The 26,857-nt window shown below is 71.7% G+C and carries 19 protein-coding genes; 10 read left to right on the forward strand and 9 right to left on the reverse strand.

Features of this window, described 5'->3' with window-relative positions:
* Nucleotides 1–71: 71 nt before the first annotated feature.
* Nucleotides 72–563 carry a hypothetical protein gene (locus ABD086_RS00410; protein ID WP_343904644.1) on the forward strand — a complete coding sequence of 164 codons (492 nt, stop codon included), beginning with the start codon at nt 72–74 and terminating at the stop codon, nt 561–563.
* Nucleotides 564–1,146: 583 nt separating this feature from the next.
* On the opposite strand, the gene ABD086_RS00415 is transcribed toward ABD086_RS00410, so the two are convergent.
* The 3 genes from ABD086_RS00415 to ABD086_RS00425 are packed head-to-tail and all read right to left on the reverse strand — an operon-like array spanning nt 1,147 to nt 3,820.
* Nucleotides 1,147–2,721, reverse strand: coding sequence for a S8 family peptidase (locus ABD086_RS00415; RefSeq protein WP_343904646.1), 1,575 nt, complete (start codon nt 2,719–2,721; stop codon nt 1,147–1,149).
* 14 nt (nt 2,722–2,735) lie between these two features.
* Entirely contained in the window at nt 2,736–3,197 is a 462-nt protein-coding gene (locus ABD086_RS00420) for a hypothetical protein (protein WP_343904648.1), read from the reverse strand.
* Entirely contained in the window at nt 3,197–3,820 is a 624-nt protein-coding gene (locus tag ABD086_RS00425) for an RNA polymerase sigma factor (protein WP_343904649.1), read from the reverse strand. Before ABD086_RS00425 ends, ABD086_RS00420 begins: the two co-directional genes overlap by 1 nt.
* 177 nt (nt 3,821–3,997) lie before the next feature.
* On the opposite strand from ABD086_RS00425, the gene ABD086_RS00430 reads away from it, so the two are divergent.
* Both ABD086_RS00430 and ABD086_RS00435 read left to right on the forward strand, forming a co-directional pair.
* Nucleotides 3,998–5,146: a lipid II:glycine glycyltransferase FemX gene (locus tag ABD086_RS00430; RefSeq protein WP_343904651.1), complete on the forward strand. Its 1,149-nt coding sequence runs from the start codon at nt 3,998–4,000 to the stop codon at nt 5,144–5,146.
* Nucleotides 5,143–6,198 carry an alanine racemase gene (locus ABD086_RS00435; protein WP_343904653.1) on the forward strand — a complete coding sequence of 352 codons (1,056 nt, stop codon included), beginning with the start codon at nt 5,143–5,145 and terminating at the stop codon, nt 6,196–6,198. The genes ABD086_RS00430 and ABD086_RS00435 overlap by 4 nt, the downstream gene beginning before the upstream one ends.
* A 7-nt stretch (nt 6,199–6,205) precedes the next feature.
* Here the strand turns inward: ABD086_RS00435 and ABD086_RS00440 are convergent, their stop codons facing one another.
* Genes ABD086_RS00440 through ABD086_RS00450 form a run of 3 tightly spaced genes read right to left on the reverse strand, consistent with a single transcriptional unit; the run spans nt 6,206 to nt 10,712 of the window.
* Nucleotides 6,206–6,874, reverse strand: a complete 669-nt coding sequence (locus ABD086_RS00440) for a hypothetical protein (protein WP_343904655.1) — start codon at nt 6,872–6,874, stop codon at nt 6,206–6,208.
* A gap of 46 nt (nt 6,875–6,920) precedes the next feature.
* Entirely contained in the window at nt 6,921–8,357 is a 1,437-nt protein-coding gene (locus ABD086_RS00445; protein ID WP_343904657.1) for a glycosyltransferase family 87 protein, read from the reverse strand.
* A complete protein-coding gene (locus tag ABD086_RS00450; protein ID WP_343904659.1) occupies nt 8,358–10,712 on the reverse strand; it encodes a transglycosylase domain-containing protein in 2,355 nt (784 codons plus the stop codon).
* Between the two features lie 170 nt (nt 10,713–10,882).
* Between ABD086_RS00450 and ABD086_RS00455 the strand changes: the two genes are divergently transcribed.
* Both ABD086_RS00455 and ABD086_RS00460 read left to right on the forward strand, forming a co-directional pair.
* Entirely contained in the window at nt 10,883–11,509 is a 627-nt protein-coding gene (locus tag ABD086_RS00455) for a PadR family transcriptional regulator (RefSeq protein ID WP_343904661.1), read from the forward strand.
* Nucleotides 11,510–11,531: 22 nt separating this feature from the next.
* The gene (locus ABD086_RS00460; protein ID WP_343904663.1) at nt 11,532–12,623 is read left to right on the forward strand and encodes an inositol-3-phosphate synthase; all 1,092 of its coding nucleotides are present in this window, start codon (nt 11,532–11,534) and stop codon (nt 12,621–12,623) included.
* 40 nt (nt 12,624–12,663) lie between these two features.
* Here ABD086_RS00460 and ABD086_RS00465 read toward each other — a convergent pair whose 3' ends face one another.
* Nucleotides 12,664–13,917, reverse strand: coding sequence for a phospholipase D-like domain-containing protein (locus tag ABD086_RS00465; RefSeq protein ID WP_343904665.1), 1,254 nt, complete (start codon nt 13,915–13,917; stop codon nt 12,664–12,666).
* A gap of 208 nt (nt 13,918–14,125) precedes the next feature.
* Here ABD086_RS00465 and ABD086_RS00470 point away from each other — a divergent pair, with 208 nt between their 5' ends.
* Entirely contained in the window at nt 14,126–17,722 is a 3,597-nt protein-coding gene (locus ABD086_RS00470; protein WP_343904667.1) for a PKD domain-containing protein, read from the forward strand.
* Between the two features lie 158 nt (nt 17,723–17,880).
* On the opposite strand, the gene ABD086_RS00475 is transcribed toward ABD086_RS00470, so the two are convergent.
* Together ABD086_RS00475 and ABD086_RS00480 are read right to left on the reverse strand one after the other, a co-directional pair.
* Nucleotides 17,881–18,804: a hypothetical protein gene (locus tag ABD086_RS00475; protein ID WP_343904669.1), complete on the reverse strand. Its 924-nt coding sequence runs from the start codon at nt 18,802–18,804 to the stop codon at nt 17,881–17,883.
* 152 nt (nt 18,805–18,956) lie between these two features.
* Nucleotides 18,957–20,381, reverse strand: a complete 1,425-nt coding sequence (locus ABD086_RS00480) for a CCA tRNA nucleotidyltransferase (protein ID WP_343905302.1) — start codon at nt 20,379–20,381, stop codon at nt 18,957–18,959.
* Between the two features lie 100 nt (nt 20,382–20,481).
* Between ABD086_RS00480 and ABD086_RS00485 the strand changes: the two genes are divergently transcribed.
* The 4 genes from ABD086_RS00485 to sigM are packed head-to-tail and all read left to right on the forward strand — an operon-like array spanning nt 20,482 to nt 26,843.
* Nucleotides 20,482–22,602 (forward strand): DUF6049 family protein, encoded by a 2,121-nt coding sequence (locus ABD086_RS00485; RefSeq protein ID WP_343904670.1) that lies wholly within the window; start codon nt 20,482–20,484, stop codon nt 22,600–22,602.
* Nucleotides 22,599–24,263, forward strand: coding sequence for a murein biosynthesis integral membrane protein MurJ (murJ, locus tag ABD086_RS00490; RefSeq protein WP_343904671.1), 1,665 nt, complete (start codon nt 22,599–22,601; stop codon nt 24,261–24,263). Before ABD086_RS00485 ends, murJ begins: the two co-directional genes overlap by 4 nt.
* A gap of 46 nt (nt 24,264–24,309) precedes the next feature.
* Entirely contained in the window at nt 24,310–26,163 is a 1,854-nt protein-coding gene (locus tag ABD086_RS00495; protein ID WP_343904673.1) for a protein kinase family protein, read from the forward strand.
* Nucleotides 26,160–26,843, forward strand: coding sequence for an RNA polymerase sigma factor SigM (gene sigM, locus ABD086_RS00500; protein WP_343904675.1), 684 nt, complete (start codon nt 26,160–26,162; stop codon nt 26,841–26,843). Before ABD086_RS00495 ends, sigM begins: the two co-directional genes overlap by 4 nt.
* Nucleotides 26,844–26,857: the final 14 nt, after the last annotated feature.

Genomic DNA, 26,857 nt, shown 5'->3' on the forward strand with positions numbered 1-26,857 from the left:
CCGGCGCGAAGATGCTGGAGCGCACCATCGAGCTGGCCTCGGATCTCGTCGAGCTCTGAGCACACGTCACGGTGGAGCAGACGGATGGCGAGCGGGTCCGCGTCACCGGGTCCCAGATCACGAAGCAGTCGTTCTGCCGCGGCCAGCTCGCCACCTCGCGCCTGGACCTGCACGGCTCGCAGCCCGGCCGCCCTCGCCCGCCAGTTCAGACCCCGCGCATCCAGCGCCCGCCGCAAGTCGACAAGCTCATCCACCATCGTGGCGCGGCTGCGTCCGGCCTCGACCTCGGCGGCGAGGATCTCGGCGTTCGCCCGATCCAGCCAGGCCTCCGCGCCCATCGCGCGGAAACGCCGCCGCGCCTTCATCGCGTTGTCACGCGCGGCGATCGGATCGAACACCAACTGGTTCGCCGCGAGGGTCAGTTCAGCTTCACCCTGGCGCTGCCGCATCCGACGTTGGCCGTAGCTCGCGGCCGCGCCGCGGAGCATCTCCGTGCCGGCGTCAAGCAGTCCGGCGGCGAGGAGGACTTCGGCACGGTCCTGCTCACCGACCGCTCGCGGTAGTGGCCCGGTCGGTGCCACGACCTCGTGGGCTGACTCCATCAACCTCAATGCCCCGACAAGGTCGCCGGCGAGGAACAGGGCGTAACCCAGGTTGTGCTCCGCCTTCGCTTGGGCGACGACGTCACCAGCCTCGCCGTAGGCAGCTGCTGCTGCCTGAAAGTCACTCGCGGCTGCAGCCAGGTCCTGACGATCGAGGTACGCCGTGCCTCGGTTGAGGTACGCCTTGCCGAGGTCGGCGGGCAGCTCGGTGAGATGTGCGATCGCAGCGCCGAAGTCGCGTAGCGCCTGCTCCGCCTCGCCGGATCGGCGCAGGATCACCGCTCGCTGGCAAAGCAGCACACCACGTGACTCCTCGGGCAGATCGGTGAGCTCAAGCACCTCGTCGATCGTCTGCAGTCCCGTTCGGAGGTCGCTGCTGTCGATGGCGACATACGCCAGGCTGGCGGAGATACGTGCCCGCAGCACATCGTCGTCGGTGCGGTCGAGCGCCCGGTTCAGGAGTCTCGACGCTGAGGACAGACGCCCGGCGTTCATCTCTACGACGCCGCGTCTGTGCAGCTCCTCGGACGTCAGCACCAGCCCATCATCGCCGGATCGAGGTGAGCTCCTCCACTGCGACCCACCCGCGGTCGACTGCAAGCGACGTGTCCTCATCCACGAGGTGGTCGCACAGCATGGCCGCGACGCGGCCGGCTAAGAGCGGGGCTGAGAACGACGTGCCGCTCCACACCGCGAATCCACCCCGGAAGTCGTCGGGGTCAATCGACTCACGCACCCGTCCGAAGACCTTGGTCCGGGCGACCGGCTGCAAACCGCCTTGGAACGGAGGCATCGTGCTCATCACGGCCGCGCCGCTCTCGTAGGCGCGCACCCAGGATCCGGCGTTGCTGAACAGCGCATCACTACGCCCATTCGGATTCATGGCGCCGACCGACACGACAGGAAGCCGGTCCGGATCGTCCGCGATCGGGCCGGCGCCATCGCTCCACGGCGCAAACGCGGCGGGGAACGCCGGACGACTGGTGGCGTCATTGCCGGCAGAGCAGACGACGAGCGTCCCGTTCGCCGAAAGGTCCGCCAGGATCGAGAACAGCGTCGGATCGAACAGCAGATCCTCGGGCGTCTCGTGGTAGTAGCCGAGGGACATGCTCAGCACGTCGACCGCGTGTCCTCCCGGTTCCCCGGCGCGATGTCTTCGTACCAGTTCGGCGACCTGCGCGAGCGCGGTGATCCAGGCTGTCTCGGAGATGGGGCCCTCTGACGGCATGATCCGCCAGGCCAGGATGTCGGCATCGGGACATGCTTGGTGGATGAGGCCCGAGATGAACGTTCCGTGGCCGGACATCGCGTCGATCACCCCGTCCAACGGGCCGACCAGGTCGCCGAGGACGTCGGGGTCCGTGGCGGGATCGTCGAACCCTATGACGTAGCCGTCAAGGTCGACGTCGGTCTTCACGACGTCGTCGAGCCAGGGGTGGGAGCCACAGCCGGTGTCCAGGATTGCGACGACCGGCCGGCGGCCCGTGACTGCGTCGTCCGACCGTCGAGGCGGGCGGGGGCCGACGTAGGAGACCGGTTGGCGGCCGCCGCTGCCAGGGGTTCCGTAGGTGCTGAGTGGGAAGGAGTCCGCCGGGTGACCCTCGTTGTGGGGGTGACCTTCGTTGTGCGGGTGACCATCGTTGTGCGGATTCCCGCCGATGACCGGATGCCCCTCGTTGTGCGGGTCCGCGAACACGACGTGGTCAAGGCCGACGCCGACGACCGACTCGATCCCGAACTGTGCACGCGTCTGCTGCAGCAACGTCCAGCCGTCCGGCGCGATCGTGGCTCGGTTCGAGGCGACGACGATGCGGACCGGGCGGACACCGAACCTCAGGTTCACGGTCCGCGGGTCCTCGGGCTCCGGCTCGACGTCCCAGCCCAGTGGTTCCGCGACGGCGCGGAGCACCCGCATCGCCCCCTCGAAGTCGACGGACTTCGAGATCACCAGCCGCGGGCCGACGTACACGGTCGAGCGTGGGGAGACGCCCTTGACCGTGATCGCGGTGGCCGGATCGAGGACCCGGCCCTCGACGGCGGCGATGGCCGACGGGCGCGGCGGCGCGGGGTCGCGGTCGAGGGGCTTGCGGGCAGGACGCTTCGGCTCGGGCTGCTCCATGGGGCGAGGCCTCCTCAGATCTCGAACGTCGGCGTCGCGAACGCCGGGCGGGCGGTGTCGTGCGGTTCGAGCCGGAGGCGCAGCAGCCCGAGCGGCAGGTCGGTGAGCTCGAATCGCCCGGTCTCGGTGACGACCGAGGACCAGTCGGTGGGATTCTCGCCGGGCAGGGCCCGGACTGTCATCGGTTCGGGCGGGACCACCCACCCGTCGACGCGGGAGCGGTCGCCGTCGACGGCGACCCGCAGCAGCAGGTCGGTGTCGCCGTGCACGAACCGGAGCGTGTACGACGAGGAGCCGCGCGCGCCGACCAGCTCGGTCGCCCGCTCGACCAGCTCCATCAGCTCAAAGTCGAGGTCGGAGGCGGCCGTCGCCGCGGCGGCCTGCATGGTCGCCACCAGGTGGTCGGGGACCGGGTCGTGCCGGTCCCACACGTCGCGGACGACCGCCAGGAGGGCGTCCCTGCTCAGCTCGCTCATCAGAACTCCCCGGTCTGCATCAGGGCCACCCGCAGCTTCGCCAGGCACCGGCCCCGGGTGGGGCCGATGCTGCCGACCGGCATGCCCAGGTCGGAGGCGAGCTCGCGGTAGTCGGGCCGGTTCTCGAACGCGACGATCCGCAGCAGCCTGCGGCACCGCTCGGGCAGGCCGTCCACGGCCGCCCAGATCCGGTCGTCCTCGTCGTGCTGGACCGCGGTGTCCTCCGCCGAGCGCTGCGCCGGGATCCGCGGCTCCAGGTCGTCGTCGGCGACCGGCAGCGAGCGGCCGTCGCCCTGCGCCACCCGCCACGCCTCCCGGCGTGCCGTCGTGGTCAGCCAGCCGCCGATCGCGACCGCGTCGACGATCGTCGCGCGGCGGCGTACCAGCGCCAGCCAGGTCGCCTGGACGACGTCCTCGGCCGCCGACTCCGACAGCCGGTAGGACCGGACCACGTGCCAGAGCACCGGGGTCATCACGGCGACCAGGTCGTCCAGGCCCGCGGGGTCCCCCGCGACCCAGCGGTTGAACCCGTCGGTCGCCTGCGTCCAGACGTCGCCCGCACGCGCGGCGCCGTTGTCGGGGTGTCCTGCCCCCGACGGTCGTGCCGAGCCGAGCCCACTCACTGGTCGCGCCGCTCCCCGATGCTTGATCTGTCTCTCGATCAGGATCACGCTCGGGAGGAGGATCCGCGAGCGGATCCTGATACCTGTTCTCCGGAATCTTCCGCCGACCGGTCTGGACCGGCGTCGGGCGGTCCGGGTGGGACCGGCCGGCCGACACCGGTTCGGTAGCGTGGGACGGTGCCCCAGCCCGAGCTCACCGTCCGCGAGATCCCGGCGACCGACCACCTGGAGTTCGTCCGGGGCCGCCGTTCGGTGAGCTTCCTCCAGACCCCGGCCTGGGGCCGGGTCAAGTCGGAGTGGCGGCACGAGTCGATCGGCTTCTTCCGCGACGGCGAGCTCGCCGGAGCCGGCCTGGTCCTCTACCGGCAGCTCCCTCGCCTCAGGCGCTACCTCGCCTACCTCCCGGAGGGCCCCGACCTGGACTGGGACGACGAGGACCTCGCCGCCTGGCTGACCCCGATGGCTGCGCACCTGAAGAGTCGCGGCGCGTTCGGCGTCCGCATGGGACCGCCCGTCGTCACCCGGCGCTGGGACGCGGCCACGGTCAAGGCCGGCATCGCCGACGACGCGGTACGCCGCCTCGGCGACCTCGCGCCCACCGAGCGGTCCAGCCTCGGTGCCCGCGTCGTCTCCCAGCTCACCGAGCTCGGCTGGCGGCCGCAGGCGGTCGAGGGCGGCTTCGCGGCCGGCCAGCCGCAGTACGTCTTCCAGGTCCCGCTCGCCGGCCGCATCGAGGACGAGGTGCTCGCCGGCATGAACCAGCTCTGGCGCCGCAACATCAAGAAGGCCGCCAAGGAGGGCGTGGAGACCGCGGCGTACGCCGGCACCGCGATCGAGCCCGAGCTCAAGACGTTCCACGACCTCTACGTGCACACCGCCGAGCGCGACCACTTCACCCCGCGGCCGTTGACGTACTTCAGCACCATGGTCGAGGCACTCGCGGCCGAGGACCCGGACCGGATCGTCCTCCACACCGCCCGCCACGAGGGCACGCTCGTCGCCGCCACGATCGCGATCCGCGTCGGCGCGCACGCCTGGTACTCCTACGGCGCCTCCTCCACCGAGAAGCGCGAGGTCCGCGGGTCGAACGCCGTCCAGTGGGCGATGATCCGCGCCGCGATCGCCGCCGGCGCCGACGTCTACGACCTGCGCGGCATCACCGACACCCTGGCGTCCGACGACCCCCACCTCGGGCTGATCCAGTTCAAGGTCGGCACCGGCGGCGAGGCCGTCGAGTACGTCGGCGAGTGGGACCTGCCGCTCAGCAAGCCGCTCTACAAGGCCTTCGACCTGTACATGCGCCGCCGTTCCGGGGGGCGTTCATGAGCCTCACGCTGACCGTCGACGGCGACCGCTGGCGACGCCACCTCCGCGCGTACACCGACGCCACCCCGGGCCTGGTCCCGGTCGCGAAGGGCAACGGCTACGGCTTCACCCTCGGCCGGCTGGCCCGCAAGACGCAGTGGCTGGGCCTGGACACCCTCGCCGTCGGGACCTACGACGAGCTGCCCGAGGTCGCCGGCCGGTACGACGGCAGCCTGCTCGTGCTGACCCCGTGGCGGCCGTTCGGCGCGGCGCTCGAGGTCGACCCCGCGCTGGCGAAGCGGGTGATCCACACCGTCAGCCGCCAGGAGGACGTCGCCGGCCTGCTGGACCGCGAGCCGGGTGCCCGCTTCCTGCTCGAGCGCGCCACCAGCATGCTGCGCCACGGCATGTCCGCGCGCGAGCTGTGGGCGGCGGCCCGCGAGGTCGCGGCCCGGCCGGGCGCGAAGGTCGAGGGCGTGGCGCTGCACCTGCCGCTCGCGCACGGCGCCCACCTGTCGGAGGTCCGGCGGCTGGTCAACGACGTGGTCGCGGCCGAGCTGCCGCTGGACACCATCTGGGTCAGCCACCTCAGCGCGGCCGAGCTCGGCGAGCTGCGCTCGGCCTACCCGGACCTGACCTTCCGGCCGCGGGTCGGCACCGACCTCTGGCTCGGCGACCGCGGCGCGCTGCACGTGACCGCGACCGTGCTCGACGTGCACGAGGTCGAGCGCGGCGACTCCTACGGCTACCGGCACCGGACGGCACCGAAGGCGGGCCACATCCTGGTCGTCAGCGGCGGCACCGCGCACGGCATCGGCCTCGAGGCGCCGACCGGCGAGGCCTCGCTCCGGGCCCGGGCGGCGACGCTGGCCCGCGGCGGCCTGGACGCGGCCGGGTTCGTGCGCTCGCCGTTCTCGATCGACGGCAAGCAGCGGCTGTTCGCCGAGCCGCCGCACATGCAGGCCTCGATGCTGTTCCTGCCCCACGGGGCCCGGGTGCCGGCGATCGGCGACGAGATCGACGTGCGGGTGCGCTACACCGCGACCGCGTTCGACCGCATCGTCGTGAGCTGACCGCGGGTCAGCACCTCGCCCGGGCGCGGAACGTCGCCTGCGCGGGGACGGCGACGCTGCCGGCCGCACCGTCGGCGGTGCGGTACGTCGCCCGGATCCCGCTGAACGACGCGCCCTGCTTGCTGTGCAGCGCCTTCTCGTCGAGCACGAGGTGCAGCACCACCAGCCCGGTCTCGCCCTCGGCCGGCGACCAGGTCCACATCGGCGCGTGCTCGGCCCACGACGTCGTGCGCGTGTCCAGCGCCTTCGCCCGCTCGGGCCAGGAGGCCGAGCCGCCGTAGGCGATGCTGCCGCCGAAGTTCACCGGCGGCACGTTGATCGTGTCGCCGACCCGCTGGCGGACACCGACCGGGTCGGTCAGCCGGAACCGCAGCGCGTCCAGGTCGGCTCCGGCCTTCCAGGTCACGTCGAACCAGGCCAGGTCGCGGGCCGCGGACGGCAGCAGGCAGATCGAGCCGGACGGCCCGCCGGAGGTCAGGGCCAGGGGCGCCGGACCGGGCGTCGTGCCGGTCTGGTCCGTGCTCTGCTCCGTGGTCGCGGACGTGGCCGACGGGGTCGGCGCTCCGCCGGCCTCGTCGGAGTCGCTGGAGTCGCTGCCACTGCAGCCGGCCGATCCGAGGACGACGGCGGCGGTGAGCAGCACCGCCGTGGCGGCGCGCAGGTGGGTCCGAGTCACGTCCGAGCTCCTGAGTCCCGAGTACCGAGGGTTCGGGGTCATCTCATCATGCGGAGCGAGCAGCCGCCGCGACCGCGGGCCACCGGACGGCGGCCCGCACCGGGTCGTGGCGCGGGTGCAGGATGTCGCGCACCACCATCGCCACCAGCCACAGCTCGCAGGCGATGCGGAGCGCGATCGCGGCCCAGTAGAACCCGGAGTCGCCGCCGCCTGCCGGAGCGAGGAACCCGCCGAGGTACCACCACACCGACGCGAAGTAGAGCACCTCACCGGCCTGCCAGATCAGCAGGTCGCGCCAGCGCGGGCGCGCCAGCACCGCGAGCGGCAGCAGCCACAGCACGTACTGCGGCGAGTACACCTTGTTGACGAGCAGGAACCCCGCCACCACGAGGAACCCGAGCTGCGCGAGCCGCGGCGTCGCCGGAGAGGTCAGCCCGAGCACCAGCACCCCGATGCACCAGGCGCCGAAGAACAGCCACGAGCCGACGTTGATCGTGTGCGGGTCGAACGCGAACGGGTCGCCGACCTGCTCCATCGCCTGCTGCACGACCAGCCACGCCGAGCCCAGGTCGGCGCCCCGGTCGGAGTTGAACGACCAGAAGACCTTCCACTCCGAGGGCCCGGACAGGTACGCCGGCAGGTTGGCCAGCACCCACGCCCCGGCCGCGCCCAGCGTGGCCACCGCCAGCTCGCGCATCCGGCGCCGGCGCAGGCAGATCACCAGCACCCCGCCGAGGAGGAACAGCGGGTAGAGCTTGACCGCCGTGCCGAGACCGATCAGCACGCCGGTCAGCAGTGGTCGGTCGCGGGCCCACGCCCAGAGCGCGCCGGCGACGAACACGACCGCGACGAGGTCCCAGTTCACCAGCCCGGTGAGCAGCAGCGCCGGCGAGAGCGCGAACGCCGCCGCGTCCCAGGGCCGTCGGGGGTTGACCCCTGTGAGCAGCCAGGCCGCCAGCAGCGTCAGCACCGCGAACCCCAGCGCGTTGACGACGACGAAGATCCGCATCTCCCGCAGCACCGGCGACGTGGCCGACAGGTCGCCCACCGACATCGCGTACCGCGGCTCGATCGGGGGGGAGCCGTTCAGCCAGTGGGTGACCCAGGCGGCGCCGTAGGCCCAGTAGGCGATGCCGACGGGGTACTCCATCACCTCGTAGCGGGCCCGGGTCTGGGCGTCGTCGCTGTACGGCCAGGTCAGCTCCGCGAACCCGCGCCCCGTGTAGAGGTAGGGCAGGTCCGAGTAGCACATGTGGGTGTACCGGGCGTTCCCGTCCTGCCAGGTGTCCTCGTAGCAGTTGGTCTTCTGCCACATCCCCAGCGCGAGGCAGACCGCGGTCAGCGCGAGCACCACCCGCACCGGCGTCCACCACGGGTGCCGGCCGGCGCGCGGTCCCACGGGGCCGCCGACGCCCTCGCTCAGCGCGCCGACGACGGGGTCGTCCGTGGTGGGATCGACCCAGTCACCGGGCGCCGGGCGCATTCAGGACACCCGGGTACGCCGCCGACCGCGCCGGCCGCGTGCGCCCGGTCCACCCGTGCCTCCCGACTGGCTGGAGGGCGGGGGGGTCGCCGGGTCCGACGACGAGGGCGTGTCGGACGGCGACCCGCAGCCGCCGAGCAGCCCGCAGCTGTCCGTCGGCGACTCCGTCGGCGTCGGGGTCGGGGTCGGCGTGGGGGTCTGCGTGGGGGTCTGCGTGGGGGTCTGGGTCGGGGTCGGCGTCGGCTTGGTCGTCCTGGTCTGCGTGGGCGGCGGCGGCGCCGGGTCGTGGCCCGTGTCCGGCGCGTCGCCGTCCAGGTTCGCGGCCAGCGGGAAGGGCTCCTCGGGGACACCCTCCATGTCGGCCCGCATGACCGCGGTCCAGGTGCGGGTCGGGTACTCGGCACCGAAGTAGGACGGCAGCCAGCCGTCGAGCTGCTCGTTGCCCTTGCCCCGCACGTACATCACTGCGGTCGCCAGCTGCGGGGTGTACCCCACGAACCACGACGACGAGACCTGGTCCTTGGCGTTGGTCGCCGTGCCGGTCTTGCCGGCGGCGGGCCGGCCCAGCGCCAGCGCGTTCTGGCCGGTACCGGACCGCACCACCTGCTGCAGGGCGTAGGAGGTGTCGGCGGCGATGTCGCTGTTCATCTGCGCGTCGTTCGGGTCGAACGCCGGGGTCGTGTGCTGCTTCCAGGTGTAGTTGTGGCCACCCTGCTCGTCGACGACCTTCTCGATCACGTGCACGTCGGCCGCCTCGCCGCCGTTCGCGATCGACGCGTAGGCGTTCGCCATGTTGACCGGTGCGATGGTCGCGGACCCGAGCGCGATGCCGGACACCGGCTCCAGGCCGGGGCTGTTGTGCAGGTTGTCGAAGCCGCCCTTCGACTTGTCCCACTTCGGGATGCCCAGCGCGTTGGCCGTCTCGAGGATCTTCTCCGGGCCGTCCGGGATCGACATGGTCAGGTCGGCGTACGCGGTGTTGATCGACTGCTCGGTCGCGTAGAGCAGGCTGACCGCGGAGCCGTAGTCGGTGCCCAGCCCGTCGGGACCCGAGCCCTCGTTGCGCACCCGGTCACCGGTGCCCTCGCCGTTGTAGTAGTAGGGCGAGTTGCCTTCGAAGGTGTCCTTGAGGGAGAAGCCCTCCTTGAGCCCGGTCGCGAGGGCGAACGGCTTGAACGACGATCCGGGCGCGCCACCGGTGACCGCCCAGTTGATCTGCGAGTCCAGGTAGTCCTGGCCGCCGTAGAACCCGCGCAGCGCGCCGGTGCCGGGCTCGACGCTCGCCACCGCGACGTGCAGCTGCTTGTCGCCGAAGCCCTCCGGGCGCTCCTCCTTGACCCCGTTCGCGGCGGCGTCCATCGCCTTCTTGGTGAACGTGGTGGTGACCTGGAGGCCGCCCCCGTCGATCTGCTCGTCGCTGTACCCGAGCTGGTGCAGCTCGTCGCGGACCATGGCGAGCATGTGGCCCTTCTGGCCCCCCAGCCGGCTGTCGGCCTTGATCTCCGGGAACTTCGGCAGGTGCTTGGCGGCCCGGGCGGCCTGCTCGCTGGTGATGCTGCCGGCCGAGGCCATGCCCTGGAGCACGTAGTCGTAGCGCTCGTGCAGGTCGTGCTTGGACTGCCGGCCGTTGGCGGGGTCGAAGTGCGTGGGGTTGTTCAGCACGCTCGCGAGGACCGCGGACTGCTTGAGCGTCAGGTCCTTGGCGTCCTTGTCGAAGTACGCGTGCGCGGCCGCCTGGACGCCGTACGCGCCCCGGCCGAAGTAGATGGTGTTGAGGTAGCCCTCGAGGATCTGGGTCTTGCTCTGCGTGCGCTGGATCTTGAGCGACAGGATCGCTTCCTTGACCTTGCGCTGGTAGGAGCGCTCCTGGCTCAGGTAGAGGATCTTCACGTACTGCTGGGTGATCGTCGACGCGCCCTGCGTGGAGTTGCCGGACGCGTTGCTGAACGCGGCCCGGATGATGCCCTTGGGGTCGATGCCCTTGTCGGTCCAGAACGTGCGGTTCTCCGCCGCGACGACCGCGTCCTGCAGGTTCTCGGGCATCTCCTTGATCGAGATGGAGTCGCGGTTCTGGACCGCGAAGCTGCCGAGCTCGGTCTTGCCGTCGGCGTAGTAGATCTGCGACGTCTGGGTGAGGAAGTCCTCGTTCGGGTCCGGGATGTCGATCGTCTTGTAGAGGAAGACGAAGCCGGCGACCGCGACCACCGCGAGGACCAGGAAGCCGATCCCGGCCCACTTGGCCACCCGCAGGGCCTGCTGCTTGCGGGTGCGGGGTCGCTTCGGCGCCGACTTCTTGCTGGCAGTCCTGCTGGCAGTGGTGCTGGCGGACGTGCCGGCGCTGCGCTTACCACTCACGTTGGGGAGCTCCGGTTCGGGATCGAGATCCTCGTCAGGGTACGGGGAGCCGCCAACGGGTCCCAAGACGCCGCCCGGGTGCGCTCCGACACGTCCATCCGGAGCTGGCATGCTCGGCACCGACGGGTCACGGCTTCGCAACGCGCGGATATATCGCTACGATAGGTCGTATGGCACGTCGGGCAGAGACCATCGAGCTGGCAGTCCTCGGGCTGCTGCACGAGGGACCCATGCACGGCTATGAGCTCCGGAAGCGGCTCAACCTCATGCTCGGATGGGGTCGGGTGCTCTCCTACGGATCGCTCTACCCCACCCTGAAGAAGATGCTCCGCGGCAACCTCATCGAGGAGGCGGCCACGACCGTCACCCCGGTGACCCGGCGGCCGCGGATCGTCTACCAGCTCACGGAGGCCGGGCAGCGGGAGTTCGAGCGGCTGATGACGGAGGTCGGTCCCACCGCGTGGGAGGACGACAACTTCGACATCCGCTTCGCGTTCTTCTCGCGCACCGACATGGAGATCCGCCTGCGGGTCCTCGAGGGTCGGCGGACCCGCCTCCAGGAGCGTCTCGACCGGGTGCAGAGCCAGCTGTCGATGACCCAGAAGGAAGTCGACAGGTACGCCATGGAGCTCCAGCGCCACGGCGTCGAGTCGGTCGAGCGTGAGGTCCGGTGGCTCTCCGACCTCATCAATGCCGAGCGCAGCGGTGAGCAGAGCCGTGTCGACACCCCCGCCTCCACCAGCGAGCCGGGCGTCGACACCACCAGCAACGGCCACCAGGCCACGTCCCAGAAGTAGCAGACGAGGAAGGACAACCCTGATGGGTTCGGTTCGAGTAGCAGTCGTGGGAGTGGGCAACTGCGCCTCCTCCCTGGTCCAGGGAGTGCACTACTACCGGGACGCCGACCCGACGGGGACGGTGCCCGGCCTGATGCACGTGACGTTCGGTGACTACCACGTCTCCGACGTCCAGTTCGTCGCGGCGTTCGACGTCGACGACAAGAAGGTCGGCAAGGACCTCTCCGAGGCGATCAACGCCTCCGAGAACAACACCATCAAGATCTGCGACGTCCCGACGCTCGGCGTCGAGGTCCAGCGCGGCCACACCCTCGACGGCCTCGGCAAGTACTACCGGGAGACCATCGAGGAGTCCGCGGCCGAGCCGGTCGACATCGTCCAGGTCCTCCGCGACACCGAGGCCGACGTCCTCGTCTCCTACCTGCCGGTGGGTTCCGAGGAGGCCGACAAGTTCTACGCCCAGTGCGCGATCGACGCCGGCGTGGCGTTCGTGAACGCGCTCCCCGTCTTCATCGCCTCCGACCCGGTCTGGGCGAAGAAGTTCGAGGACGCCGGTGTCCCGATCGTCGGCGACGACATCAAGTCGCAGGTCGGCGCGACCATCACCCACCGCGTGATGGCCAAGCTGTTCGAGGACCGCGGCGTGACGCTGGACCGCACGTACCAGCTCAACGTCGGCGGCAACATGGACTTCAAGAACATGCTCGAGCGCGAGCGCCTGGAGTCCAAGAAGGTCTCCAAGACCCAGGCCGTCACCTCGAACCTGCACGGCGAGCTCGCCGGCAAGGTCCACGACAAGAACGTCCACATCGGCCCGTCCGACTACGTCGCATGGCTCGACGACCGCAAGTGGGCCTACGTCCGCCTCGAGGGCCGCAACTTCGGCGACGTCCCGCTGAACCTCGAGTACAAGCTCGAGGTCTGGGACTCCCCGAACTCCGCGGGCATCATCATCGACGCGATCCGCGCCGCGAAGATCGCCAAGGACCGCGGCATCGGCGGCCCGCTGATCTCCGCCTCGTCCTACCTGATGAAGTCCCCCCCGGTGCAGCTGCCGGACGACGAGGGCCGCGCCCGCGTCGAGGCGTTCATCAAGGGCGAAGTCAGCCACTGAGGCACCGCAGCACCCCGCACGGCGCGACGGCCCGCCAGGATCACTCCTGGCGGGCCGTCGCCCGTAGCGCCGCCGTGGTGCGACCGACGAACTCGAAGTGACGGGCGTACGCCGCGAGCGCTGACGCGAACGGAACCTGCACGGTCACCTCGTCGTTGAACCGGGACACGTTGGACCAGTTCTCCGAGCCGGTCCACACCCCCTTGAACGGGTGCCCGGCCCACGTCCCGTTCAACGACATCCACTTCTCGTGGGAGAAGACCTCCCAGCCGGTCTCGTCGAAGCCGGTCTCGGGATCGTCGTCGAGGTCGACGGCGGAGCTCCGGATGGAGACGCCGGACCGGTGCAGCACGGCGTGCACCCGCCGACCCGCCCCGCTGACCAGCACCCGCACCCGACAGCCGGCCCGCGACAGCGCCGCGACCTTGCGGGCCAGCAGCAGCCCGCGCGCGCCCACCCAGCCGTACATCATGATCCGGATCGTGGTGTGGCCCTGCTCGCCGTACCCGGCCGGAGCCCGACAGCCGACCCGGTCGAGGCGTTCGTAGATGTGGTCCCTGGTGCCGCTGACGTGCGGATCGGACCCGAACTCGACGAAGTACTTGCCGTCCTGGACCGTCACGTAGGGGCGCTTGCGCCACCGGTCCTGCGCCATCTGGCCGAAGATCGTGCTGAAGTCGTCGAACATCTTCTGGTTGCCGAGCACGGTGTAGAGGTCGTTCCAGTGCACGTTGGCGGCGTAGCTCATCATGTTGTTCGAGCCGAACATGACGACCGGCTTCCCGTTGCCGGTCGCCGAGAACAGGTAGAACTTGCTGTGCTGGTTCGAGCGGTCGCTGCCCAGCCGACAGGCGCCCTGGCAGACCTTGAAGAAGCTCGGGACCGGGTACGGCTCGCGCCGCGGGCCGTACTTCCGCGGGTGGCACCGGTCCTTCCACCGCGGCCGGATGTCACTGCCGAGGTACCGCATCATCCGGTGCGCCTCGGCGCCGATCGCGTTGTCGTTCAGCACCAGCTGGACCGAGACGCGCCGCTTGCAGGCCCGGATGAGGGCGTCGCCGATGTCGCGGCGGTTGTAGGAGTAGACGGCGATCCGGATGACGCCGCCCCGCGGGACGGCGTCGATCGTCCTGCGGATCTTCCACATGTTGACGTTGCGCGCGGCGAGGTCGCCCCGCGGGTTGTTCCACGTCGGTCCCGGGCGTGGCGTGAACGAGGAGGCCGCGGCCACCGGTCCCGCCGTCACACCCAGCACGACCGCCAGAACGACGAGGACAGCGACACGCTTGAGCACCCGATTCCCCCCTGCTCACACCCTGATGACCCCTGGATCGTAGGTGCGCGCCGCCGCGAAGGTGGGAGAAGCGCCGGTCTGGACCGCACGGGTGGGCGGGCCTGCCCGGACCGGGGTGCGGGTAAGGGCTCGTAACCAGCGGCGGCAATGCGTCGTTGCCGGATCACTCGGTCGCCACCCGCGACCCCTGTCGAGATTGCGTCCGCCCATGTTGAAGAACACCGTCGCGGCCACCACTGTCGCCGTCCTCGGAATCGCGCTGCTCGCCCTACCGGGTACCCCCGCGACCGCCGCAGCTATCCACACCGCCACCGCGCCCACCATCTCCGGCCCCGCCGTCAGCACCGTCACCGTCGGCGGCCTGGAGGTCGAGAACAGCTTCGTCTCCTCGGTCGGCTGGGTGAAGCCGGGCGACAGCTACCCGTCACGGATCATCGTGACCAACCCGACCGACCTGCCGATCGCCGGCGCCACCATCACGGTGACCGCGCCCGAGGGCTCCACCATCACGGACGCCGGTTCCGGCGCGACCGTCTCGGGCGACGGCACCACGGTCGACTGGACCGTCCCGGTCGTCGCCGCCGGCCAGACCCGCACCCTCGTCCTCGAGAGCGTCGCGGACACGACCGCGCAGAACCCCGAGATCGTCTGGCGCGACATCTCGACAACCGCCTCGATCACGGTCGGCACCAGCACGAAGCAGGCGACCAGCCACGGTCCGAAGGTGATCCCGCCGTCCGGCACCTACGACACCGCACGGTACGGGGACCGCCCGTTCCCGGTCGTCCCGGTCGAGTACCGCGACCGCGCCTACCAGACCGGCCACACCGGCGACTCGCTCGAGTCGGTCATCAACGACCCCGCCAAGCCGGGCTCCACGTTCAACCTGTACCAGGAGATGTCCCTCGGGCAGCTCTTCCCGGAGGGCACCGTCCCGTCCGCCGGCATCGCCACCAAGGACTTCACCTACGGCCCCGGCTTCGACTTCACCCAGGTCGAGCCCGGCCAGACCTGCGCGGGCGCGACCCAGACCGGCCCCGTCCCGGCGCCCGGCACCGTCGGCGGACCCGGGTACACCGAGCGCATCACCAACGGCGTCTACAACCTGCCCGGCGACACCGGCTACTACGGCTCGGACGCCAACGGCTCCGCGATCATCGGTGCGCTCACCGGCGTCGGGGCGCTCCAGAGCATCGACGGCGGCTGCGGGTCCGCCGGCAAGCTGGCCTACGACGCCGCGCAGATCGCGGACCCGGAGATCGACTACTCCGACTACGACACCGACAAGGACGGCGTCGTCGACTTCTTCATGGTCGTGTTCGCCGGGTGCGGCGGCAACGGCTCGTCCCAGCTCTCGGTGGCCGGCTGCGACTACCCGGGCGCGCCGTACGACAACGTGTGGCCGCACTCCTCCTCGCTCGAGTACTACTACACCGACCCGGACACCGGCCTGCCCGGCTACACCTCCGACGACCAGCTCAAGGACCTCGAGGGCCGGCCGCTCTGGTACACCGACACCAGCCGCAAGACGATGACGACCTCGGACAAGGGCGACGCGCTCAAGGTGTTCGTCCGCGTCGGTCCGTACAACGTGAACCCCGAGACCGCGATCGACAAGGCGTCGGTGATCTCCCACGAGTACGGCCACTCCCTCGGCCTGCCGGACTTCTACTCCACGGGCAACCGGGAGACGTACGGCGACTGGAACCTGATGGCCACCGACAAGTCGCAGAACATGGACGCCTACTCCCGGCAGGAGCTCGGCTGGGTGGTCCCGCAGGTGCTCGAGCCGGGTATGACCAAGACCGTCTCGAACATCACCGACTCCAAGCAGGACATCGGCACGATCACCTGGAAGACCCCGGACGGGCAGCCGTACACGTTGGTCAACGGCCAGGACGGCGTCGTGCACAACTCCCAGATGTTCGTGGCGAAGCTGCCCGGGCGACAGCTGCTCGACCCCGCGACGTTCGACACCGGGGACAAGGCCAGCAAGAGCCACGCGTGGTGGTCCGGCTCCGGCAACGACTTCGGCTGCGCGCCGGAGGGCGGCCACAACCTCGACCTGGCCGTCCCCGGGCTCGCGAGCCTGCCCTCGGGGAGCACCGTGAAGCTGACCTTCAAGTCCAACTGGGACATCGAGTGGGACTACGACTACGGCTTCGTGCTGACGACCACCGACGGCGGCAAGACCTACACCTCGCACGAGTCGGAGAACGGCTACACCACGTCGAACACCGACCCGCTGGCCGGCAACCCGAACCAGAACACCTGCCAGGCCAAGTACGACAACGGCCTGACCGGGACCAGCGGCTCGTACGCCGCCGGCAGCGAGGCGACCGACCGCAAGCTCGGCGACACGCCGCCCGCCGTCTTCCTCGCCGACAGCTACGACATCAGTGACCTGGCCGGGAAGCCCAACGGCGCGCTCCGGTTCAGCTACGCCACCGACCCGGGCCTGGCCCGGCCCGGCTGGTTCATCGACGACGTCAAGGTGACCGCGACGACGCCGTCCGGCGACAAGGTGCTCCTCCAGACGGACTTCGAGTCCGACGGCGGGCCGACCGACCCGCGCATCTTCAACGGCGGCTGCCGGGAGAGCCTGACGACGGCCCAGACGTGCACCCAGGGCTGGAAGTACCTCCAGGCCGGTGCCGACTCGCCCCAGGACCACGCGTACTACATGGAGATGCGCGACCGGTCCGGCTTCGACCTCGACGGCCACGGCCAGATCGACCGCGACCCGATCGGCTGGCAGGCGGGCTTCTACCTCGCCTACACCGACGAGGCGCACGGCTACGGCAACGTCGGCACCGACAACCCGCCGGCGCAGTCCCCGCTCGACTCGACCCCCGAGCCGGGCTCGGACACGCCGGACCTGAACGACGCCGCGTTCACCGCGGCGCCCGCACGGTCGTCGTTCTCCGACGCCAAGGCGAAGCCGCACGTGGACAACTACTCCGACCCGTCCACCGCGTCGGGCAACTGGGAGTTCGGCTTCGGCTGCCTCGGTTTCGACGTGACGTCGATGTCCGGCAACGCCGACGGCCCGGCCACGTCCGACGGTGACCTCACCGGCACGGTGAAGTTCACGACGGGTACCGGTTGTGGCGCCTTCGACTACGGCTACCTCCCGCCGACCGCACCGGCCAACACCGCGCCGACCGCAGACGCGAAGGCGGACCCGGACCACGCTCGCACCGGTCAGCAGGTGACGTTCGACGCCAGTGGCAGCTCCGACGCCGAGACCCCGGGTGACCTCGACTACACCTGGGACTTCCGTGACGGCGGCTCCACCAAGGACGCCAGCGGCCCGGTGGTCCGGCACGCCTTCGACCAGGCCGGGACGTACGACGTGACGGTCCTCGTCACGGACCCGTCGGGCGCCACCGCCGCGGACTTCGTCCGGGTGACGGTGGCCCCCTCGCCCGGGCCCTCGCCCTCGCCGACGACCGTGCAATGCGGGTCGCGGAAGGTCGACCGCACCGGCAGCTGGCGCAACGTGCGCTCGACGTCGGCGTCGGGCGGCCGCTACTGCGACAACCTCGGCACCGGCAAGGGACGCGACACGATGCGCCTGACCACCGTCGGCCCGAAGCTCGACGTCCGGTTCGGCCAGGCCGCCCGCGGCGGCCGGGCCAAGATCGTGGTAGACGGCGACCGGGTGGCGACGATCCGGTTCCGGGGCACCCAGGCGAAGCCGGTGTTCGCGCACCGGGTCCTGCGCCACCTCGGCGCCGGACCGCACCAGGTGAAGCTGGTCGTCGTCAAGGGCCGCGCGTACGTGGACTGGTTCCGCTTCTAGCCGCCCGTCGGGGGCCCTCCGCTGGCGCGGAGGGCCGTCGAGGGGTCTCGACGCAATTGCTCGCTCAGACTGCCCTACCGATCAGTAGCGGCAGTCTGAGCGTTCAATTGCGCCAGGGGGCGACTCGGCTCGCGGACGTTCCGGTAGCCGTGCCTCCCTCAGGCGGCGCGGCGTCGGCCCGGGAAGTGCCGCATCCACTCCGGATCGTAGATCCGCGGGACCTCCACACCCCGTGATGTCAGCGCACGGGCGACTCGGTCAAGAGTACTGAGCGGGTCGACGTAGACCCCGCTCGCGACGACGGTGACCTCTCGCCAGGCCGCGTCGTCGGTTCGGTCCCGCCGCGTGATGTCGTGCTCCCAATCGTCGACGACCTCGACATGCCGCCGGCCGTCGTACCCGATCGCCACCTTGGCTCGGCGATAGCCGAGGTCGAACTGCAGCAGCACGTCACCGTTCTCGTCCCTGATCTCGACGTTGACCTCGGGCTCGGGGAATCCGGCGAGGACGAGGAGCATCCGTAACCGGGATTCCATGGGCGAGCCCACGCCGTTCCGGACGTAGCTGGCTGCGTACCTCGCCGCGGGCGACCAGTAGTCCTTCGACTTCGCGAGCTGTGCCCGCAGCCAGGCGGCACGGATGTTCAGTCTCCGGCACATGTCGTCACCTGCGACCACGACATCGACGAGAGGCAGGATCGCGGCGAGCTCGATGAAGTTGCGAACCAGACCGGACACCGGGGTGCCGTCGACGACCACGACCTCGGTGTGGGGCGGAGCGACGTGCGGCTTCAGGCCCGGCGACCAGCGCCGGTCCTTCGCGTCGGTCACGCTGACGTGCACGAACGGGTCGTCAGGCACGGCGATGCGGCGCACGCGGGCGCCGCTGGTGTGACTGAGGAAGGCACCCTCGGGATGGAGCAGGAGTGCCCCGGAGAATCGCTGCTCCTGCTCGATCCGCACCGCTGACGAGATGTGGACGTTTCGGAAGATCCGGGAGTACTTCGGCCCGTCCAGGACGTTCCGCGGGATCCCTGCGCCGAGCCCGTCGGCGCGGGTGAACGGCTGCCTGTCATCGAACATGGCCGGGAGATTGGCACAGGTGCCGCCGCGATGCGTTCGTCATCCACAGCGTCGAGAGTCTGGGTGCCGACGGCCCGGTGCCGGCCAGCGCAATTGAACGCCCAGCCTTCCTCTACCGCCGAGTAACCCAGGTCAACTCAGCAATTGCGCGACTACGACACCCGACCGGCCCACCAGGCGAGCAGGGCGCTGCGGGCGTCGTCCTCGCTCATCGGGCCGTTGTCCATCCTCAGGTCGAGGAGGAACTGGTACGCCGCGCCGACCTCGCGACCGGGGCCGATGCCGAGGATCTCCATGATCTGGTTGCCGTCGAGGTCGGGACGGATGGAGTGCAGCTCCTCCTGCTCGCGCAGCTGGGCGATGCGCGCCTCGAGGTCGTCGTAGGTGCGCTGGAGCCGGTCGGCCTTGCGCTTGTTGCGCGTGGTGGAATCGGCGCGGGTGAGCACGTGCAGGCGCTCGAGCTGGTCGCCGGCGTCGCGGACGTAGCGGCGGACGGCGGAGTCGGTCCACTCGCCGGTGCCGTAGCCGTGGAACCGCAGGTGCAGCTCGACCAGCTTGCCGACCGCGTCGATGTCGTCGTTGGAGAACCGCAGCGCCTTCATCCGCTTGCGGGTCATCTTGGCGCCGACGACGTCGTGGTGGTGGAAGGTCACGGTGCCGTCGTCGACGAACCGCCGGGTGCGCGGCTTGCCGACGTCGTGCATCAGCGCGGCGAACCGCGCGACGAAGTCCGGCCCGCCGCCCGGCAGCCGCGGCTCGAGGTCGATCGCCTGCTCCAGCACGGTGAGCGTGTGCTCGTAGACGTCCTTGTGCCGGTGGTGCTCGTCACGCTCCAGCTTCAGCGCCGGCAGCTCGGGCAGGACGAGATCGGCGAGCCCGGTGTCGACCAGCAGCGCCAGCCCCCGCCGGGGGTACGGCGCGGTGACCAGCTTGACCAGCTCGTCACGCACCCGCTCGGCGGAGATGATCTCGATCCGGCCGGCCATCGCGCGCATCGCGTCGACGACCTCCGGTGCGACGGTGAAGCCGAGCTGAGCCGCGAACCGGGCGGCCCGCATCATCCGCAGCGGGTCGTCGGAGAACGAGTCCTCCGGCCGGCCGGGCGTGCGCAGCACCTGGTGCGCGAGGTCGACGATCCCGCCGTACGGGTCCTCGAGCTGCCGCCCGGGCACGGTCACCGCCATCGCGTTGACGGTGAAGTCGCGGCGGCCCAGGTCGCCGGCCAGCGAGTCGCCGAAGTCCACGTCCGGCTTGCGCGAGGTCGGGTCGTACGCCTCCGAGCGGTAGGTCGTGATCTCGACCTGCCACTCCCCGCGGCGGCACCCGATGGTGCCGAACGCCCGGCCCATGTCCCAGATCGCGTCGGCCCAGCCCTGGAGCAGCCGCTCCGTCTGCTCGGGCCGGGCGGAGGTCGTGAAGTCGAGGTCGTTGTGCTGCCGCCCGAGCATCGCGTCGCGCACCGGCCCGCCGACCAGCGCGAGCTCGTGCCCGGCGTCGGAGAACCGCCGGCCGAGGTCGTCGATGACCGGCGCGATGCGGTCCAGCTCCCGGGACACCGAGCGCTGGACGTCGGCCATCTGGGGAGGGGGAGGCGGGGCGTCGGGCACGGGCCAGCAGTCTAGTGCTGGCGGCGAGGGCCGCCGATTCGGCACAGGTTCCCCCAGTAGAGTCGCGGGCGTGCTTCGCCCGGTGTCGCTGTTGCCTGCCCTCGTGGTGGTGCTCGCGACCCTCCTCGGCGTTCCGGCCGGTACGGCGCAGGCCGCGCCCGGCGCGCGCGCCGCCGACGCCGACCCGCTCGACGTGACCATCGAGACCCTGTCGTCGTCGGAGATCCCGCACCGCGGCCCGATCCGGGTGACCGGCTCGGTGACCAACCGGGACGAGGGCCCCTGGCAGACGATCAACGTCTATGCGTTCCTCGGCTCGACGCCGATCACCACCTCCGCCGACCTCGCCGAGGCCGCGGCCACCCCGGCCACCACCGAGGTCGGCCAGCGCATCATCGACCTCGGCGACCCGGACACCGAGTACACGATCGACGAGCTCGCGCCGGGCGAGACCGCCCAGTTCTCGCTGACGGTCCCGCACCGCTTCCTGCGGATGACCGATGGCGGTGTCTACTGGTTCGGCGTGCACGCGCTCGGCGAGGGACCCGAGGGCCGGCTCGACGGCGCCGACGGCCGCGCCCGCACGTTCCTGCCGTACGTGCCGAAGACGAGCAAGACCGTGGACACGTCGCTGGTGATCCCGATCCGCCGGCTCGTCGCGCACGCGCCCGACGGCTCCATCGGCGGGCTGGGTCGCTGGACCGAGGGGCTGTCCCCGGGTGGCGCGCTGCGGTCCCTGGTGGACCTCGGGGCGGCCGCGGGCTCGCGCCCGGTGAGCTGGCTGGTCGACCCGGCGGTCGTCGACGCCGCCCGCCGGCTCGCGGCCGGCAACCCGGGCCGCTATCTGGGACCCACCGTCGACCCGGCCGACGGCGACGCCACCGAGTCGCCGTCGCCCAGCCCGACGCCGGACGACGGGACCGACGGGACCGACGGCCCGGAGCTCACCCCCCGCCAGCAGGCGGCGGCCGACGCCGCCACCACCTGGCTCGAGCGCCTGCACGCGGGCCTGGAGGGCAGCGAGATCCTCGCCCTGCCGTACGGCGACGTCGACGTCGCGGCGTCGGCCGCTCACGACCGCCGGACCTACCGCCAGGCACGCAGGCGGTCGGCCGGCGACCTGCCGCCCTGGGGGCTGCCCACCACGCCGGCGGTGTCGTCGCCGAGCGGCTACCTCGACGCCCCCGGCCTGCGTCTCGCCGGCCGCGACGCGACGGTGCTGCTCACCGACCGGATGTTCGGGGCTCGGGCCCCGGCCGTCGCCCACGTCGCCGGGCGCACCGTCGGCGTCACGTCCTCGGGGGCGGTCGACGGCGGCCCCGGCCCCGACGAGCGGCAGGCGTCGCTCGCGATGCGCCAGCGCATCGTCAGCGAGGCGGCCATCCGGCTGCTCACCCCGGGCCGCAAGCCGCTCATCGCGGTCTTCCCGCCCGCCTGGGCGCCGGAGTCGGCCTCCGGGTTCTGGCAGGGCCTGGACCTGGACTGGCTGAACCTCACGACCGTGGCCTCCGCGATGCAGCGCCAGGGCACCGACGTCCCCGTCCGCCGGCTGAAGTACCCCGACCGCCAGGCCGAGCTCCAGCTCGACCTCCCCTCGTTCGCCGCCACCGACGCCCTGGTGCGGGCCGGCGACACGCTGCAGAACCTGCTGACCGAGAACGACCAGGTCGCCGCGGAGGTGCGGGACGAGGCGTGGACCGACCTCTCCTACTCGAGCCGGCTGCGGCCCGAGCGCACCCGCGACTCCGCCGACCGGTCCCGCACCTGGATCGAGACACGGCTGCGCGGGGTCACCGTCGACGCGCCCCGGGCGGTCATCCTCTCCAGCGGCAGCGGCCGGTTCGCCGCGACCGTCACCAACACGCTCGACGAGCCGGTCAGCGTGAAGGTCGAGGCGGTGGCCGAGCCGCCGCTGCGGGTCGGCGTGCCCACCCAGACCATCGACCTCGGCGCCGACGAGCGGACGACCGTCCTGCTCAACGCGTCCTCGTCGGGGGTCGGCATCCAGAACGTGACCCTGCGGCTGACCGACGTCGACGGCGTACCCCTCGGGTCGTCCGACGACGTGCCGGTCCGGTCCAACCGGGTCAGCAACGTGATCTGGCTGATCGTCGGCACCGGCATCGCGCTGCTGCTCGGCGCGATCGTGGTCCGGCTGTTCCGCCGGGTCCGGGCCGCGAGGAACACGTGACCGACGAGGAGCGGTCCGAGCAGCAGTCGGTCCTCGCCAACAGCGCGGTGATGGCGGCCGGCACGGTCGTCTCGCGGACGAGCGGCTTCGTCCGCTCGGCGCTGCTCGCCGCGGCCCTCGGGCCGGCGCTGCACGCCGACCTGTTCAACATCGCCAACACGATCCCGAACATGCTCTACATCCTGCTGGCGGGCGGCGTCATCAACGCCGTGCTGGTCCCGCAACTGGTGCGCTCGATGCGCGGGGACACCGACGGCGGCGACGCCTACACCAACCGGGTCATCACGCTCGCCGCCCTCTTCCTCGGCGCGGTCACCGTGCTCCTGGTCGTCGCCGCACCCTGGGTGATGGACGTGTTCCTCTCCTCCGACTACGACCGGCCGTCGATGGCGGACGAGCGTGAGTCGATCGTCGCGTTCGCCCGCTTCTGCCTGCCCCAGGTGTTCTTCTACGGGATGTACGTGCTGGTCGGCCAGGTCCTCAACGCCCGCGGCCGGTTCGGGCCGATGATGTGGGCGCCGATCGCCAACAACGTGATCTCGGTCGGCGTGCTCGTCGTGTACCTGGTCGCCTTCGGCCCGGCGCAGGGCGCCGAGCTCGTCGGTCCGTTCTCCCCCGGTCAGGAGCTGCTGCTCGGCCTCGGCGCCACCGCCGGCATCGTCGCCCAGTTCCTCGTGCTCGTGCCGTACCTGCGCTCCAGCGGGTTCCGTTACCGCCCCCGCTTCGACTTCCGGCGCACCGGGCTCGGGCACACGCTGCGGCTGGGCGCCTGGACGGTGCTGTTCGTCATCGTGAACCAGGTCGCCTACACGGTCGTGGTCCGCCTCGCCTCCGGCGGCACCGCGAGCTCGGACGACGGCACCGGCTACTGGATCTACTCGGCGACGTTCCTCATCGTGATGGTCCCCCACTCGGTGGTGACGGTCTCGCTGGCGACCGCGATCCTCCCGCGCCTCTCGGCGCGCGCAGCGGCCGACGACCTCGCGGGCGTCGCCCGGTCGCTGACCGACACGCTGCGCACGGCGCTCGCGGTCGTGATCCCCTTCGCCCTGCTGCTGCCGGTGATCGCCGGCGACCTGGCGCGGGTGATCTGGGGGTACGGCGCCTCCGCCGGTCGCACCGACCTCTACGCGCCGTCGCTCGCCCTGTTCGGCGGCGGCCTGGTCTTCTTCACGGTGCACTACCTGATGCTCCGCGGCTTCTACGCCCTCGAGCTCACGCGCACCGTCTTCTTCATCCAGTGCGCGGTGGCGGCCACCAACATCGCCGCGGCGCTCGTGCTGGTGCACTCGACCGATCCCCAGCACACCTCCCCCGCGCTGGTCGTCGCCTACACGACGTCGTACCTCGTCGGCGCGATGGTCTCGTACGGCGTGCTGCGCCGGCGGCTGGGCGGGCTGCGCACCCCGACGCTCCTCCGGTTCGTGGTCCGGCTGGCGATCGCGGTGGCGGTGTCGACCGGGGCGGCCGCCGTCGCCGCCGCACTGCTGCACCGCGTCGACGACGCCCCGAACTTCGCGGTCGCCGCGGTCTGGGTCGCGCTCGTGGGCCTCGTCGACGCCGCGGTGCTGGTGCTGATGGCGCGCGCTCTGCGCCTGCGCGAGCTGACGACGGTGGTCGACATGGTCACCAGCCGTGTCCCCCTGCTCCGCAACCGCTGACGACGCCTACGATGGGCCGAGTCCGGGACTCGACGAGGGGAGCTGCGTGCCGAGCTCGATCCGGCCCGGCGACGTCCTCGCCGACCGGTACCGCCTGGTCGACCTGCTCACCGAGAGCAGTGGCGGCCGGTTCTGGCGAGCCCACGACAAGGTGCTCGAGCGGCACGTCACGCTGCACGTCATCGCCGAGGACGACCCCCGCGCGGACACGCTGCTCGAGGCGGCCCGCCGCTCCGCGACCGTCCACGACCGCCGGCTGCTGCGGGTCCTGGACGCCGACCGCGCCGACGGCCTCGTCTACGTGGTCAACGAGTGGGGCACCGGCGACTCGCTGGACATCATGCTCGCCGCGGACGGGCCGCTCAGCCCCCGCCGAGCGGCGTGGCTGGTCTCGGAGGTGGCCAGCTCGATCGCGGCCGGGCACGAGGCCGGCGTCCCGCACGGGCGCCTGGTACCGGAGAACGTGCTCGTCGACCACGCGGGCGCCGTCCGCCTGATCGGGTTCGCGGTCGACGCCGCGCTCTTCGACCTCACCCCGCGCGCCACCACCGACGTCGCCGACCTCGGCGGCCTGCTCTACGCCGCGCTCACCGGGAAGTGGCCCGGGCAGTCCCCGTCGCAGGTCCCGGCCGCGCCGGTGGTCCAGGGCCGGGTGCTGCGGCCGCGGCAGGTGCGCGCCGGCATCCCGCGCCCCCTCGACGTGCTCTGCGACGAGGTCGTCAACCCGTACGCCGGGCACGACGGCTCCCGGCTGCGCGAGACCTACGACCTGGCCAGCGCCCAGGGCATCGCGGACTTCCTGGCGACGTTCGTCGGCGACCCGACCGGCCTGGCCGAGGCCGAGGCGGCGCTCGGCCACCGCGACACCAGCGACACCATCTCGCTGCCCGCGATCGCCGACCCGCCGCCCCGCGAGCCCGAGCCCGCACCGGAGCCCGAGCCGGCACCGCAGCCGGAGCCCCCGAAGCGGTCGACCGAGCTGCCCACCGAGGCCGGGCTGCCGATCTTCGACGACGAGAACGACGACGTCTCCTGGCTGAGCGCGCGCACCGATGCCCCCCCTCCTCCCCCGCCGCCGTTCGAGGACCCGCCCGAGCGGCCGCTGTTCGCGCCCGAGCCCACCGAGGGGCCGGCCCGGCGGCCGCGCCGGCCGGTGCCCGCGGCGGCGAGCGCGGGCAGCGCGACGTACTGGCCTTGGGACACCGGCGGCACCGGCACCGGAACCGGGCTCACCCCGCCGGTCGAGGAGCCGGAGGACGACGACGGGGTCCCGGGCCGCAGCTGGCTGCAGCTGGCCGCCGGGATCGCCGCCGGCCTGCTGCTGCTCCTCGCGATCGTGGTCGCCTACAACCTGGGCCAGGGCCGCAGCCCGCTCGCCGTCCCGGTGGGCGGCGGCGACCACGAGGACCCGTCCACGAGCCCGTCGCCGAGCGCGTCGGCCGCACCGATCACCGGGGTCACCGCGACCGCGTTCGACCCTCAGGGCGATCCTCCGAACGTCGAGAACTCCGACGACGTCCCGCTGGCGGTCGACGGCAAGCCGGCCACGGCGTGGCCGACGTCGATCTACCTCCAGAACTTCGGGCCGGGCGGCCTCAAGAGCGGCGTCGGGCTGGTGCTCGACCTCGGCCGGTCGTACGACGTCAGCTCGGTCGACCTGACCTTCGTCGGTGCCCCGACCGGCTACGCGCTGTACGTCACCGACGAGGCGCCCACCGCGGTCAAGGGGCTCACGCCGGTGCGGACCGGCACCGCGAACGGGACCCGGGCCCGCGAGGTCCTCGACAGCCCGGTGGCCGGGCGGTTCGTCACCGTCTGGCTGACCTCCATCCCCGCGGTCGAGGGCGGCTTCCGCGGCCAGGTCGCCGAGGTCGCGGTCCGGGGATCAGCGGCCGGATGACGCCCGAGGAGCTGGAGCGGGCCACCGACCACGAGCTGCTGCTCGCCCACGTCGACGGGGACCCGTTCGCGTTCGGCGCCCTCTTCCACCGGCACCGCGACCGGCTCTGGGCCGTCGCCCTGCGCACCATGGGCAACCGCGAGGACGCCGCCGACGGGCTGCAGGACGGGCTCGTCGCGGCGTACCGCCGGGCCGCCGGCTTCCGCGGCGACGCGGCGGTCACCACCTGGCTGCACCGGGTGGTCGCCAACGCCTGCCTCGACCGGCTCCGGGCGGCCAAGGTGCGCCGGGCCGAGCCGCTTCCCGACGACCTCGAGGAGTACCGGGGCCGCGGCTCGGTCGCCTCCGCCTCGACCGAGGACCCGGCCGACGTCTCCGTCGCGGACGAGCGGCGCAGCCAGGTGCTGGCCGCGCTCCGGCAGCTCCCGGACGAGCAGCGCGCCGCGCTGGTCCTGGTCGACATGGAGGGGTACCCGGTCGCGGAGGCCGCCGCGATGCTCGACTGCGCCGTCGGCACCGTGAAGTCGCGCTGCTCGCGCGGGCGGGCCCGGCTGGCCGAGCTGCTCGCCCCGCTGCTGGCCGCCGAGCATGACGCGGATCACCCGGCGTACCGGAACCCCGACCCGCCCGGCCCCGTCGAATCCGGTGACCCACCCCGCGGACCCCCGGCCCCCGCCTGAGCCCCGCTCCACCC

This window comes from Nocardioides aquiterrae, assembly GCF_039526625.1.
In the GTDB taxonomy this organism is placed as follows: Bacteria; Actinomycetota; Actinomycetes; order Propionibacteriales; family Nocardioidaceae; genus Nocardioides; species Nocardioides aquiterrae.